The sequence below is a fragment of the bacterium genome, from assembly GCA_022763185.1.
GTDB lineage: Bacteria > Bdellovibrionota_G > JALEGL01 > JALEGL01 > JALEGL01 > JALEGL01.
In genome coordinates this window covers 41667-54755 of the sequence record JALEGL010000009.1, presented here as the reverse complement: position 1 = coordinate 54755, position 13089 = coordinate 41667, and the positions used below count along the sequence as shown (strand labels likewise).

Sequence of the window (13089 nt, the reverse complement as noted above, 5' to 3'; positions counted from 1 at the left end):
TTAAAACAGCATGCTGGCTTTGGGCGCTTGATCAAAACCATCGCTTTGCCCTTGCTTAAGCTTTGGGTCTCCCGCAGCAGCAATCATGACAGCATTATCCGTGCACAATTGAAAATCTGGAACAAAAAAATCAAGTTGATGTTGTTTAGAAAAGTTAGCAAGCGACTCTCTTAATAAAGTGTTGCGTGCTACGCCGCCACACAATAAGAGGGATTTTGGGGCTAGATCTTTAATGGCAAAGTCTAAAGGATAGAGAATCATATCGATCAAAGCTTGTTGAAAACTGGCGGCCAAGTCATGTGTGTGCTGCTGTAAATGATCCTGATGGTCTCTAACATGGTAGGCCAAAGAAGTTTTGATGCCACTAAAGCTGTATTCATAGGCTTTGGAGTTTTGTTCAAGTTTGGTGCGGGGAAATTTTACAAATTTATTGTTACCTTCACGGGCAGCTTTTTCAATGGCCGGTCCACCGGGAAAACCAAGGTTTAAAATTTGAGCAGCTTTATCAAAAGCTTCACCCACCGCATCATCTCGGGTATAGCCCACTAGCTCATAGTGTCCGGGTTCTTGAATATAGTAGATATGCGAGTGCCCACCAGAAACGACTAGGCCAAGGGCAGGGTAATGTTGATCTTGCGTTAACATCATGGCTGAAGCCAAGTGACCTTCAATATGGTGTACCCCCACAAAAGGAATATCGTTGGCAAAAGCCAAGCTTTTGGCAAAAGTATAGCCCACCAAAAGGGAGCCAATGAGACCAGGCCCTTGCGTAACAGCAATGCCGTCTATATCTTTAAGAGATAAGTTTGCATCAGATAAGGCTTTTTCAATAACAGGGTAGATGGCTTTGACATGACTACGAGAAGCTAGCTCAGGAACCACACCGCCAAAAATTTCATGGTCATCGAATTGACTCACAATGACAGAAGATAAAATCTCCTGCCCATCTTTTAAAACAGCTGCCGCCGTTTCATCACAAGAGCTTTCTATACCAAGAACGTTCATGCTGTGCGAATATGTTGAATTGATCCAGATGTCAATACACCAGTCTTAAAACCCAAAGCCCATTTTTTAAACTTTTTAGTGTAGGAGCTATCGTCATCAACCTTAGTTGAGATTGCTTGAGGCTTTTTTAGATAGGTCGGTGTTAGGGCATTGACTCACCACTTCACTGTAAAACAGCTTGGCTTCATTGCTTTTATTTAAGGCTTCAAAACCTTTGCCTTGCATGAATAAGGCCGCACATTTTTTGCTACTGCTGGCGTATTTTTTGGTGACAACATCAAAGGTTTTGATGGCCCTGGCAAACTTGCCCAGGGCAAAATAGCTTTCTCCCATCCAGTAATAAGCATTGGCTGTGAGTTTATGCTTTGGATAAAGCTGAATAAAATTTTCAAAGGCCGTTATGGCTTGCGGATAATTTTTATCTTTTTGATAATAGCTTAAAGCTTGATCGTAAGCCTGTTGAGTAGACTGTTTGGGTGCGGGTTTGTTGGCAGGTGAAGTGGGGCTGTTGGTTTTTGGTGAGCTTTCCATTTCATTCAAACGAAACTGAGCATCTTTAAAAAAGTTTTTTTGATTGTCTTCAAAGATTTCCATTTGTCGCTTGAAAAAAGCAATTTCACCCTTGAGAATTTGAATCTCATTGCGTAAATTTTCAATTAATACTGAGGTGTCGGCCTGATGCTGCTTAAACTTTTCATTGAGGGCTTTGACCTCATTAAGGTTTTGCGCATTGGATTGGTTAAAGGCATTGATTTGATCAATTTGACTTTGCATGCTTTTAATTTTTTCATCAGTTTTTTTGCTGTTGCTAAATAGCTGTGCTTGGGCCATTAGCGTGATTAAGATAAAAAAACTAAAAGAATATTTTATGGTCATAGCAATGTTTCTCCTACATTAGATTATTACAGTTTAAAGAAGATAGGACAAAATGTGAAGTCTATTGTTTTTAGAATTAAAAAATATATTTAATCATAACAGCAAACAATACGTGTATTTTAAAGCAGGTCTTAAAGTTAAATTCTACAAAGGTGAAGTTGTGGAGTGGCTCAATTGAATGATAAAGATTACAAGGTGGCGTGAGAAATTTTTTAAAGATTTTAGAGAAAAATGTTTGGTATATTCAAAGAACAATACAAGGGTTTGCAAGAAAGCAAACCCTTGTACAGTTGAGGCTATTGTGAAACAGTAAATTCTACTCTACGGTTTTTTGACCAAGCGGCTTCACCGGTGCTTGGATCACTAGGGCGTTCTTCACCATAACTGACAGGGGTTAAGCGGTCAGCTGAGATGCCTAAGCGTTGAATGTACTCTTGTACACTGCGTGCACGACGTTCACCTAAAGCCAGGTTATACTCATTGCTGCCACGCTCATCGGTATGGCCTTCAATGGTTAAAGAGATGTTGTCTTGTGCATTCATTGCAGCCGCAATTTCTTGCAACAGCGTTCTGCTTTCGGCACTGAGTGTTGATTGATCAAACTCAAAATAGATGACAGGCATGTTGGCCAAAATACCTTCTGCTGCTGCATCAACAGCTTCTTCTGTCATGCCATCTTCTTCTACATTTGCTTGTTCTTCAGCGGTAGGAGGTGTCTCAACCTCGGATGCTTTCTTTTTTCCACACGAACTTAAACCTGCAACTGCAAAGCACAGACATAATACCATAGCCAAATACTGACGTTGAAACATGAATCCTCCCTTGTTATTCAAGCTTCTACTTGAATAATGTAGTCTCACGCAGCATACTTAATGAGTGTATGCTGAATGAGGATGTTAAAAAAACCCATAACACTAGAAATGGGCTAAGATGTTTAAACCAAAGAGTAAGGAAACAATGAAAAAAAGTCAATGATTTCCCTTGCATTTTAACCCAACAAACGTTTATAAGGGTAAACGAATGGGCCGTGAGGCCTATTTTTTTTATCCCAAGTACGTGGGGTAAGGGTTTAGTGTTTTTAGTTGAAGACAACCAATCTGTGTTCTTTGACTATGCAACTGTTGCCAAGCGTGTAACTTAGACTGCATTAAACCATTATCGCAAGGCTAGGCCTTGTTCTTCACACGTATACGTTTATAGCTTGTCCATGAACGCGTCTTGGGCAAGAGGGAAAGGGATTTTCCCAATAAAAACAGAAATGAGGAAACAACAATGTTTAAAGGACTGAATCGCGAAATTGAGCAACTGGCCAAAGACAAAGGTATTGATAAAAATTTAATTATTGAGGCTGTGCAGAGTGCATTTTTAACAGCAGCCAAAAAAAAGTTTGGTGCGGAAAAAGATATTGAAGCGCATTTTAATGAGCAAGAAGAAGAAATTGAGTTGTTTGAATTTAAAAATGTGGTGGAGCATGTTGAAGATGAAAACAATGAAATTACCTTTGATGAAGCCAAGCTGCATGACCCTGAATGTGAATTAGGCGATAGCATTGGTTTAAAAATGAATTCAGAAGAGCTGGGAAGAATTGCAGCGCAAACGGCCAAGCAGGTGATTATTCAAAAAATTCGCGATGCTGAAACTGATATTATCTATGAAGAGTATAAAGATAGAGTGGGTTCTTTAATTACGGGCATTGTTCGTCGTTTTGAGCGGGGCAATATCATTATTGACTTAGGTAGAGCTGAAGCCTTGTTGCCGCAATCACAACAAGTGCCCAAAGAAATTTTTAGACCCGGCGATAGAATTCAAGGCTATGTTATGGATATTCGCAAAACACCTCGAGGTACTGAAATTATTATTTCAAGAGCGCACGAAGGTTTGTTGATAAAGCTGTTTGAAAACGAAGTGCCTGAAATTTATGAGGGTATTGTAAGTATCAAGTCAGCAGCGCGTGAGCCTGGCATAAGAGGTAAAATAGCAGTTTATTCAAAGGATTCAGATGTTGATCCTGTAGGCGCCTGCGTAGGGATGAAAGGGTCAAGAGTACAAGCTGTGGTTCAAGAGTTGCGGGGAGAAAAGATTGACATTGTCGCCTACAATCTGGATATGGCTCAGTTTATTTGTAATGCTATTGCACCTGCTGAAGTCAGTAGAGTAGTTTTGGATGAAGCCAACCAACGTTTGGACTTGGTGGTTGCCGATGACCAATTGTCCTTAGCCATTGGTAAAAAAGGACAAAATGTTCGTTTGGCAACCAAGTTGACTGGCTGGCATGTGGATATCCACAGTGAAACCAAAATGAAAGAGATGGCTGATCAGGATAAAAATCGTTTGTCTTCGATTGAAGGCATCAGTGAAACCATGTCAGAGTTGTTGTATGGCCAGGGTGTTACCACCCCAGAAGCTTTGGTGGAAAACGAATCAGAGAAAATTGCTACGGCAACGGGCTTGGATTTGGAAAAGGTAGAAGCCTTGCAAGGCTTTGCCAAACAATGGCTGGCATCTGAAGAAAATCAAAGTGTATCACAAGCACAAAGTGATGAAAACTTGCAAGATCAGCCAGAGATAGTAGAACAAGAAACAGAGCTTGAAGATAATCAAGGACAGGTGGTAGATCAGGCCTAACGATGAAGGTTTTGTTGTATCAAACTTAAAGAGAGTTAACGTGGATAAAGAAAATACAGAAGAGAAAAAAGCACTGACAGAAAAGCGGGTAACACGAAGAGTGATTCGACGCAGAAAATCGTCTGCGCCAAGTCCAGAGGCTGAAGAAAGTCAGGAAAAAGCAGAAGCATCTGCCCAAGAAGAACAGGCTGCTGGTCAAGAGGTATCTTCTGAGTCATCTGAGGAACAAGTAGAACAAAGTGTTGAGCAAGATGGCAACAATGGCGTTGAGATCAGTGAGTCAATTAAGCGTAAAGCTGCTTCAAAAGCTAAAGCTATGCCGCGTGGCCTGAAGAAAGTAGCAAAACCTAAAGTTGAACCTAAAGTTGAGAGCAATGACGCGGCTACTCCTGCGCAAGAAAAAGCCAAGGCTGAAGAAAAGCAAGAATCTAATGATAAAAGCGGTTATTCCAGAATTCGTATTGCGCAAGATATCAACAAGCCAGAAGGTGGTTTAAGAATAGTCAAGCCTGCGCCAAAAGACTACAAGCCAAGTCCATCAACGGGTACAGGGCGTAGAAAAGATATTATTGAAATCAGAGATATTTACAATCCTAAAAACATGCGCAATAAAAAGCGCCGCAAACCCGCACCTGGAGAGGGTAAGAAAACAGAGATTACGGTGCCCAAAGCGGCTAAGCGAATTATTCGTATGGAGGATGTTATTTCCGTAGCTGAATTGGCCAAAAAAATGAGTGTCAAGGCAGGAGATGTGATTGGTAAGTTGATGGGCATGGGGATGATGGTCACCATCAACCAAAACATTGATTCTGATACAGCAACCCTCGTGGCCGGTGAGTTTGGTTATGAAGTTGAGAACATCAAAGTTGATGCTGAAGATTTATTGGAGCAGCATGAAAAAGCTTTAGAGTCTAAGCCAGAAGACATGCAGCTTAGACCTCCGGTTGTCACGGTGATGGGGCACGTTGACCATGGTAAGACTTCTTTATTGGATAAAATTCGTAAAGCTGATGTTGCTGCAGGTGAAGCCGGCGGAATTACTCAGCATATTGGAGCTTACTCAGTTAAATTAGATAGTGGTAAGCAGGTTACCTTTATTGATACACCCGGTCACGAAGCCTTTACCTCTATGCGTGCTCGTGGAGCAAGGGTAACAGATATTGTTATTTTGGTTGTTGCTGGTGATGATGGTGTGATGCCTCAAACCAAAGAAGCCATCAACCATGCGCAAAGCGCAGAGGTTCCTATTATTGTTGCAGTTAACAAGGTAGATAAACCAGGCGTAGATATTGATAAAATTAAAAACGAGCTGACAGAGTTTAGCATGGTTCCTGAAGAGTGGGGCGGAGATACAATCTATGTCCCTGTTTCAGCAAAGACGGGCAAAGGCATTAATGAGCTTTTAGAGTTTGTGGCCTTGCAATCGGATATTTTAGAATTAAAAGCCAACCCAGATCGTCCTGCCAGAGGCGTGGTGGTTGAGGCCAGCTTGGATAAGCAAAAAGGTGTGGTTTCTACACTGTTGGTTCAAGATGGAACTTTAAGAGAAGGGGATACCATTGTAGCAGGCACGCATTATGGTCGTGTGCGAGCCATGCGCGATGATAAAGGCATGCGCGTTAAGGAAATTCCTCCTTCAGGTGCAGTTGAGCTTATGGGTCTTTCAGGTGTAGCTTCTGCTGGAGATGCTTTCTCTATTGTTCCGGATGAAAAGAAAGCCAAGCAAATTACCCAATTAAAACATAACCAAGAACGACAAAAAGAACTGGCAAAAACCAGTAAAGTATCTTTGGATGACTTGTATCAAAAAATTGCTTTGGGTGATGTTAAAGAGCTTAAAGTTGTGGTGAAGGCCGATACCGCAGGTTCTGTAGAGGTTCTTACTAAAAAACTAGAAGATTTATCCACTCAAAAAGTCAGCGTCAAGGTAATCCACGGTGCTGTGGGTGGTGTGTCAGATAATGATATCATGTTAGCCAGTGCTTCTGGTGCTGTGGTTATAGCTTTTCATACACGTCCCACAGGCAGCGTTAGAAAGTTAGCAGAGCAAGAAAACGTTGATTTACGTGTCTATGATATTATTTATGAATTGCTTGAGGATATTACAGGAGCCATGGCTGGATTGTTGGCGCCCAAAGAAGTGGAAAAAGTTTTGGGTCATGCCCAAGTCAGACAAATTTTTACCATTCCAAAACAAGGCACCATTGCTGGGTGTATGGTCACCGATGGTAAAGTGATGCGCTCATCTAAAGTAAGGTTAATCCGTGAAAATGTCCCAATTTATACCGGTGAATTGAGTTCATTGAAACGCTTTAAAGACGACGCCAAAGAAGTGCGTGAAGGCATGGAATGCGGTATGTCCATTGTGAACTACAATGACATTAAAGTGGATGATGTGATTGAAGCCTTTGAAGTTGAAGAAGTTGCTGCAGAGTTGGAGTAGAGGCGACCATTGTTTTTTATGAATATTCAGCTGATCGGGCTTTGCTCTCAAGGCCTTCATATTCAATAAAAAACAATTGATGAGAAAGTTGTTTTAGCTATTTAAAAATTATGCTGGGATAATAAAACATTGAGTTGAAAAATTGGCAAAAACCTGAGGATCTTATCCAGTTTGGATCTTACGTCAAAAAGATGCCAAACAAAAAGGTAGGCCGTACCTTTTGAAACAGAGGAGTGAAGCGGAATGAAGAATACGCCTTATAAACGCGTTGATCGGATGAATGATCAAATCAGGCAAATTGTATCTGCGGCTTTGTTAGACTTTATGCACGAAGATAGCTTAAGTGGGGTTAACATTACAGCGGCTGATATTTCTCCTGATTTTAAGCACGCAAAACTATTTTATCGGGTCTTGCCGGGTTTTGATGAAGATAAAGCACGCTTGGCTTTAATTAAAGTGCTTCCTAAAGTACAAAAAACCTTGGCCAAAGAAATGCAAACCCGTTATTCCCCTAATATACGCTTTATATTTGATAATTCCTTGGATGAAGGTTCAAAAATAGAAGCCTTGCTTGAGAAAATAAAAGAAGACGAATAATTATTGGGCTATTTGATATGAATGGCGTTTTTTTTATCAATAAACCTCAGGGCATTTCCTCCTTCGGTGTTCTTAAAAAAATGCGCAGGCATCTGTCTGAGCTATATGCACTTAACTACAAAGCCATAAAAATTGGGCATGCGGGCACGCTTGATCCAGCGGCCACGGGGCTTTTAATCGTATGTGTGGGGCAAGCTACCAAAATCAGCTCTTACTTGATGAGAGATGAAAAAGTTTATAATTTAGATGTGTTTCTGGGTCAGCAAACCAGCACCGATGATGATGAAGGTGAGCTTGTATTTTCTTCAAAACAGAGTGTTGAGTTAAAGGCTGTTAAAAAAGTGTGTGAACTGTTTAAAGGAGAGTTTGCGCAAACCCCTCCAGATTTTAGCGCCATCAAGCACAAGGGAAAAAAGCTCTATGAATATGCAAGAAAGGGTATAGAGATTGAACGTAAATCAAGGCCAGTTCATATCTATGATTTAAAAATCATTAATTTTAAGCATCCTATTTTAAAAATTCAAGTTCACTGCAGCAAGGGCACATACATGCGGGCTTTGGCTCGGGATATTGGCAGTGCTCTTAAGGTTGGAGCGCATGCAAAAAACATTCATCGTCTACAAAGTGGCGAATTTACCCTCAATCAAGCCATTGGTTTAGAAGACTTTTTAAATTTTTCTCAAGAGCAAGTCAATAAAGCCATGTTGCCTATGGAGCAAGTGATGCAGGCCATGCCCAGTTTGGAAAAGTTCACTGAGGCAGAGAAAAGTAGTCTTTTGCAAGGTCAGTTTTTATCTAGTACAACGCAAGAAGGTGAATATGCTCTGTACGATGATCTAGGCAAGCTGTTTGCCTTGGGTGAAAGTAACGGACAACGTCTAAAAATAAAACGCGCTCTTGTATGACGAAATAAGCGATTAAAATTTTTCTAAGGTTTGATGATAATGCAATTCAACTGGGTGTTAAGGTCCTGTTCAAAAGCGCGTGCATGCGTAGATTTTTTAAAATCATACATCAATTTTCTTTGTCGTAAATCGGTTCTGTAGCTGGCAAAGGCTTTAAGATATCCTCTTGGATCAAGTCTGGTAAATTTATACGCATTGTCAGGGTCATCAATCATAGCTTTGGCTAAGTTTTTGCGTAAGGAGTTGTTTTTTTGTGCAAGAGCCATAAATTTTGTTTTCAGTTGTTGTTCGAGTTCTTCATGGCCATATGCTTTGCGGCCATAATCATGGAAAAATAGGTTGATGATATGAAAGTAGCCTTTGTCTTGAAACTCTCTCGATACTTCTTGAAGGAAATCAAAAATAGTGTTGTCGTTGTTACGGTGCTTGTGCAACTCCCACAAAGGGCTCAGTTCAATGACGGACTCTCTAATGGCTTCGAATTCTTCTAGCATGTTATACTTGACAAGGTTTTGATGCCATTTAAGCGTAGGTAGTATGGGTGGCGTATAAGCTTGAGGATTTTTGCTGGTAGGAATGTTTCTGGTGCTAACATATTCAATAACCGTATCAAAGCTGACCTCTGATAAATCAAGCTTTGGATTTTCTTTTTTGTAGTCATTGAGGTATTCCCAGAAAAACAGTTCGCCGGTTTCATTTTGTCTTCTGGCAATTGTAGAGCGAGTTTTTTCTGATGAACTTTCTGGGTTGATCAATATAGAGTAGACGCGGTAATCTGATTCTTCGAACAGTTTAGCGTAGTTTAACCAAGACCAATGAGGTCCGGGGTTTTCATCGTATTCAGGGTTGTCGTCTTCTATGTGGCCATCGCTGACAATAACCAGGTGTTGGGTAACTCCAGATGTAGTTGTGGTGTTAAAAATATCCAAAGCCAGGTCAATCTTACCTTTTAAACCTGTGCGACTGCTGCCTCTGCGAACATTGCAAATATTTTTTGCTTTAGACCATAGCTGGTTAATTTGATGTTGAGCGTTGTTTGCGTGGATATAAAATAACTTGTCTTCATCTTCTTCTGTTCCCATTAACAAAATACCAACTTTTAAATCTCCTGTCATAGAGGCGATGAAGGTTTGGAGTTGATTGACGACAGAGTTCCACTCAAGGTGAGCATTGCTGTAGCTACAGATGCTATGTGAAACATCGATAACAAAAATAACTTCGTGGGCGCATTCGTTGCTTGAAGTTTGCGCAACAATAGAGGTGCTAAAAAAAACCATTGAACTAAGGATTAATAAGTGAATAAAATTTTTCATAAGCTTCCCCTTAAAACAGCAATACATATGCCAAAAAAAAATGCATAAAACAAGGCATTTCAGAGGCGCGCTTCTATCAAACTGTAAACTGAAGTTGCTATGAGCTGTAAAAAAGTAATGTTTGTAAAGGCTATAATTATTGTAAAAAACAACAATAGGTGCAATAATTGTAAATATGCGTTTAAATTTAACAAATATGAACACTTATAAAGCAATATTTGTTATTTTATGTTTGTTTTTTCGTCAGTCTTACGCTAAAAACTATGTCTACAGTTTACAAGACTATTTCATGCAGGGTCAAACGCTGGTTGAGGAATATTTGCAAGCATCAGAGCAAGGAGAGCAAATCAAAGACCTTTTAAAGCGCTATTCCAGCAGTTGCGTGCAGATAGAAGTTCCCAAAAATGAAAATGGAAAAAGCCTGGTGGCGATGGGCGGAGCAGTAATCGTGGCCAATGGCATGCTTTTACTCTCTTCCGGACATAATTTTTTGGGGATGGACAAGAAGAAAGCCATCAAGGTTTTAGGGCCCAAGGGCAGTGAGCGTAAAGCCTACTTATTAAAAATGGACTACAACCGGCAGAAAAACACAGATTGGGCCATTTTGCAGGTTGAAGGTGGTGGTTTTCACCCGCAGTATGCAGTTGAATTGAGTAAGTCTATTAAAGCCAAGTCTATGGCGGTAGTGTTGGGATATCCGCAAAGTTATGGCAAAGACAAAAGTGGACAGGTGGTGCATACCCGAGCCTATCCCGGCCAAAGATTAGACCCCTTGGTTTTATTGGCAAAAGTATCTCATAAAGAAGGGGGTAGAAAAGTGGTGCTAGACTTGGAAGGCGGAGCCTTTTTCTTGCCTGGTGCCAGCGGTGGGCCGGTGTTTGACATCAACGGTGGGTTGATGGGCCAGTATACCTCTTTTATTACGGTGGTGGGACGCGGAAAAACCATTGGCAAAGCCAGCATGCGTCCGTTTCCAAAAGATTTGGTTAAAATTTTAAACCCATAAAACACAATTTCCCCATGGTTAGGGTGTATCCACGCACATGCAAGTCAGTGAAAAAATAAATGCGTAAGATAATGTTCAGGCTTAGGTATAGTGTTGGCGTATTCAAATTTAAATTTGTTCAGTTCTAGCTTTAAAAACATTTTGTCCACTAAGAAAGTCATTTTTGAGTATGTGTAAAGTCAGGAATAAGGTGCATGCATGGGTTGTTTCAACATACAATAAGCCGTTAGAACATCGCCCTTCAATCAGTGAAAGTATCTTTTTGAACTTGCGTCCAAGCCAGGACTAAGGTAAACCGCCAGATATTTAGCAAAATAAATATATTTAAATCACTGTGGAGCATAACATGAATGTTAAAGTAGAAAATCAATCAAGTTTTGAAAAAAAAGTTATCGTAGAAATACCTGAAGCGCAGGTCGTTGAAGAAATTGATAAAGCTTACAAAGGCTTAAAAAATCAGGCAAACATTCCCGGCTTTCGTAAAGGCAAAGCCCCTAGAGCCATTTTAGAGAAAAAATACGGTCCATCGGTAGAAGCGCAGGTATATCAAGATTTGGTGCGCAGTTCCGTGGCTGAAGTGATTGAAAAAGAAAACTTAAACGCCATCAATGTCAAAAATATTTCTGAGCCCAACAGAGACGAAAAAAAAGGCTTCTCGTACCATGCCATCATTGAGGTTAAGCCAGAGCTTAAACCTAAAAAATATACCGGAATCAAAGTTAAAGAAGAAAAAGTAGAAGTGGGAGACAAAGAAATAGAGCAAGCTCTAGATCATATCCGTCAATCTCAGGCTGTCCTACAGAAAAAAGAAAAAGCTCTTACGCCTAAAAAAGGTGACTTTGCGGCGATTCGTATTGAATCTTTGCTAGCAACACCAGGAGAAGAAAACAAAGCTCAGGAGCGTATTTATGAAGTGGGCGCCAAAGGCGGTCAAGAGGTTTTGGATAACGCGCTATTAAAAATGACGGTTGGGCAGTCTGAAGCAGTGACTTTTCATGACAAAAAGAACAACAAAGACCTCAACATGCGTGTGCATTTGGATGAAATCAAAGAAAAAGTCTTGCCAGAAGTCAATGATGATTTAGCCAAGTCTTTGGGTCAGTTTAAAACTTTGGCAGAGCTAAAAGACAAGCTTAAAGAAGATTTAATTGAAGAGGCGCAAAAACGCAGCAAGCATAAAAAAGTAGATGGTTTGCTAGAAACCTTACGCAAAAACAATCCTGTAGAGGTGCCGCCTACTTTGGTCTCCAATGAAATTCAATTTATGCTGGAAAACATTCAAAATCAAATGCGTTACAGTGGCGTACCGGCATTTCCAGAAGATTATACGCAAGAACAAATCATCAATGAACTTAAGCCCGATGCAGAAAAGCGTGTGCATGATCAATTGTTGATTGAAGCCATTGCTAAAGCTGAAGATATTACGGTAGATGATAAGGCTTTTAATGATAAAATAGCAGACCTGGCCAAGCAGTCTAAAGTCCCTACAGCAGAACTCAAGGCCTATTATGAAAAAACCCATCGTTTGGACTCGGTAAGGTTTGATATGGTTTGGGAAAAAACCATTGATTTTTTGTTAGAAAAAGCCAGTAGTAAATAAAGACATGCAAGGTGGTAGATCGGAAAAAATAAAGCAAGGTCTTAAAACTCCTTACTTTGTTATTTTGATATTGGGCTTGTGTTTTAATCTATATGCTCAGAACGCTGTTGAGGGTATGTTGTCGCGTCATCAAGTTTATGAATACGATGCGAAAAAATTTATGTTCATCCCTTATAAATTTACAGAAAAAACAGTTAAGCCAAGTTATCCCCAAGCTCACATAAACCAAAAAAGTTATATTTTGGAACTTAAAGATGGTAGAAAATTGTACCTTCCCATGCAGTTTTGTTCATACTATCAAGAAATACAGCTCTGCCCGTGTGATGTTTTTTCTGAATTAAGCCAAGAAGAACTTGAAGCCCAAGCAAGAAAAAGAAGCCGGCAGTTTATGCTTCTTGATCAGTATTTGGATGAAAATGATAATAAACTTTATATGGCTTTTGAGGATGCGAGCCCGTTGTTTTATGATGCAATGAATAATTCGCAAAGTTTCAAAGACTTCTTTGCCTACCCAAAAAACTATTTTTACATTAAAGTTGGGTCAGATATCATCAGGTTGGATGGTTGCTTGTGGATTGGTAATTCCAGTTGTCAAGTGCTCTCTAATTTTGTTGATGAGCTGTATGAGTATGACAAGGGGATAATAAGGCCATAAAGTTTTTATCTGCAAATAAACCTACTTAAAGAATGCTTGTTAGAAGGGTTGGGGCTTTATGTTT

11 protein-coding genes are annotated in these 13089 nt (G+C 40.1%); 7 read left to right on the top strand and 4 right to left on the bottom strand.

The genetic code is table 11. The annotated features are described in order from the left end of the window. The 3 genes from tsaD to pal form a co-directional block, all read right to left on the bottom strand. On the bottom strand, positions 1 to 1005 hold the full coding sequence (gene tsaD, locus MRY82_06305) for a tRNA (adenosine(37)-N6)-threonylcarbamoyltransferase complex transferase subunit TsaD (protein ID MCI5072535.1): 1005 nt from the start codon (positions 1003 to 1005) through the stop codon (positions 1 to 3). Between the two features lie 102 nt (positions 1006 to 1107). Then, positions 1108 to 1881, bottom strand: coding sequence for a tol-pal system protein YbgF (gene ybgF / locus MRY82_06300; GenBank protein MCI5072534.1), 774 nt, complete (start codon positions 1879 to 1881; stop codon positions 1108 to 1110). Between the two features lie 296 nt (positions 1882 to 2177). Continuing rightward, entirely contained in the window at positions 2178 to 2693 is a 516-nt protein-coding gene (gene pal / locus MRY82_06295; protein MCI5072533.1) for a peptidoglycan-associated lipoprotein Pal, read from the bottom strand. A 460-nt stretch (positions 2694 to 3153) separates the two neighbouring features. Here pal and nusA point away from each other — a divergent pair, with 460 nt between their 5' ends. The 4 genes from nusA to truB all read left to right on the top strand — a co-directional run bounded on the left by nusA (position 3154) and on the right by truB (position 8451). Next, positions 3154 to 4506, top strand: coding sequence for a transcription termination factor NusA (gene nusA, locus MRY82_06290; protein MCI5072532.1), 1353 nt, complete (start codon positions 3154 to 3156; stop codon positions 4504 to 4506). Between the two features lie 40 nt (positions 4507 to 4546). Continuing rightward, positions 4547 to 6949 carry a translation initiation factor IF-2 gene (gene infB, locus MRY82_06285; protein MCI5072531.1) on the top strand — a complete coding sequence of 801 codons (2403 nt, stop codon included), beginning with the start codon at positions 4547 to 4549 and terminating at the stop codon, positions 6947 to 6949. A gap of 243 nt (positions 6950 to 7192) precedes the next feature. Beyond that, complete coding sequence (rbfA, locus tag MRY82_06280) at positions 7193 to 7546, top strand: 30S ribosome-binding factor RbfA (GenBank protein MCI5072530.1); 354 nt, start codon at positions 7193 to 7195, stop codon at positions 7544 to 7546. A gap of 17 nt (positions 7547 to 7563) precedes the next feature. Then, positions 7564 to 8451 carry a tRNA pseudouridine(55) synthase TruB gene (truB, locus tag MRY82_06275; GenBank protein MCI5072529.1) on the top strand — a complete coding sequence of 296 codons (888 nt, stop codon included), beginning with the start codon at positions 7564 to 7566 and terminating at the stop codon, positions 8449 to 8451. A gap of 23 nt (positions 8452 to 8474) precedes the next feature. Here the strand turns inward: truB and MRY82_06270 are convergent, their stop codons facing one another. Beyond that, entirely contained in the window at positions 8475 to 9764 is a 1290-nt protein-coding gene (locus MRY82_06270) for a VWA domain-containing protein (GenBank protein ID MCI5072528.1), read from the bottom strand. A 175-nt stretch (positions 9765 to 9939) separates the two neighbouring features. Here MRY82_06270 and MRY82_06265 point away from each other — a divergent pair, with 175 nt between their 5' ends. From MRY82_06265 to MRY82_06255, 3 genes are all read left to right on the top strand, one after another. Beyond that, the gene (locus tag MRY82_06265; GenBank protein ID MCI5072527.1) at positions 9940 to 10770 is read left to right on the top strand and encodes a serine protease; all 831 of its coding nucleotides are present in this window, start codon (positions 9940 to 9942) and stop codon (positions 10768 to 10770) included. 346 nt (positions 10771 to 11116) lie between these two features. Continuing rightward, complete coding sequence (gene tig / locus MRY82_06260; protein MCI5072526.1) at positions 11117 to 12370, top strand: trigger factor; 1254 nt, start codon at positions 11117 to 11119, stop codon at positions 12368 to 12370. Between the two features lie 4 nt (positions 12371 to 12374). Next, complete coding sequence (locus MRY82_06255) at positions 12375 to 13025, top strand: hypothetical protein (protein ID MCI5072525.1); 651 nt, start codon at positions 12375 to 12377, stop codon at positions 13023 to 13025. Positions 13026 to 13089: the final 64 nt, after the last annotated feature.

Excerpts from the sequence above, each read along its gene's own strand:
- truB (MCI5072529.1), top strand. The coding sequence starts at position 7,564 with ATGAATGGCGTTTTTTTTATCAATAAACCTCAGGGCATTTCCTCCTTC.
- MRY82_06265 (MCI5072527.1), top strand. The coding sequence starts at position 9,940 with ATGCGTTTAAATTTAACAAATATGAACACTTATAAAGCAATATTTGTT.
- nusA (MCI5072532.1), top strand. The coding sequence starts at position 3,154 with ATGTTTAAAGGACTGAATCGCGAAATTGAGCAACTGGCCAAAGACAAA.
- rbfA (MCI5072530.1), top strand. The coding sequence starts at position 7,193 with ATGAAGAATACGCCTTATAAACGCGTTGATCGGATGAATGATCAAATC.
- MRY82_06255 (MCI5072525.1), top strand. The coding sequence starts at position 12,375 with ATGCAAGGTGGTAGATCGGAAAAAATAAAGCAAGGTCTTAAAACTCCT.
- MRY82_06270 (MCI5072528.1), bottom strand. The coding sequence starts at position 9,764 with ATGAAAAATTTTATTCACTTATTAATCCTTAGTTCAATGGTTTTTTTT.
- pal (MCI5072533.1), bottom strand. The coding sequence starts at position 2,693 with ATGTTTCAACGTCAGTATTTGGCTATGGTATTATGTCTGTGCTTTGCA.
- tig (MCI5072526.1), top strand. The coding sequence starts at position 11,117 with ATGAATGTTAAAGTAGAAAATCAATCAAGTTTTGAAAAAAAAGTTATC.
- tsaD (MCI5072535.1), bottom strand. The coding sequence starts at position 1,005 with ATGAACGTTCTTGGTATAGAAAGCTCTTGTGATGAAACGGCGGCAGCT.
- ybgF (MCI5072534.1), bottom strand. The coding sequence starts at position 1,881 with ATGACCATAAAATATTCTTTTAGTTTTTTTATCTTAATCACGCTAATG.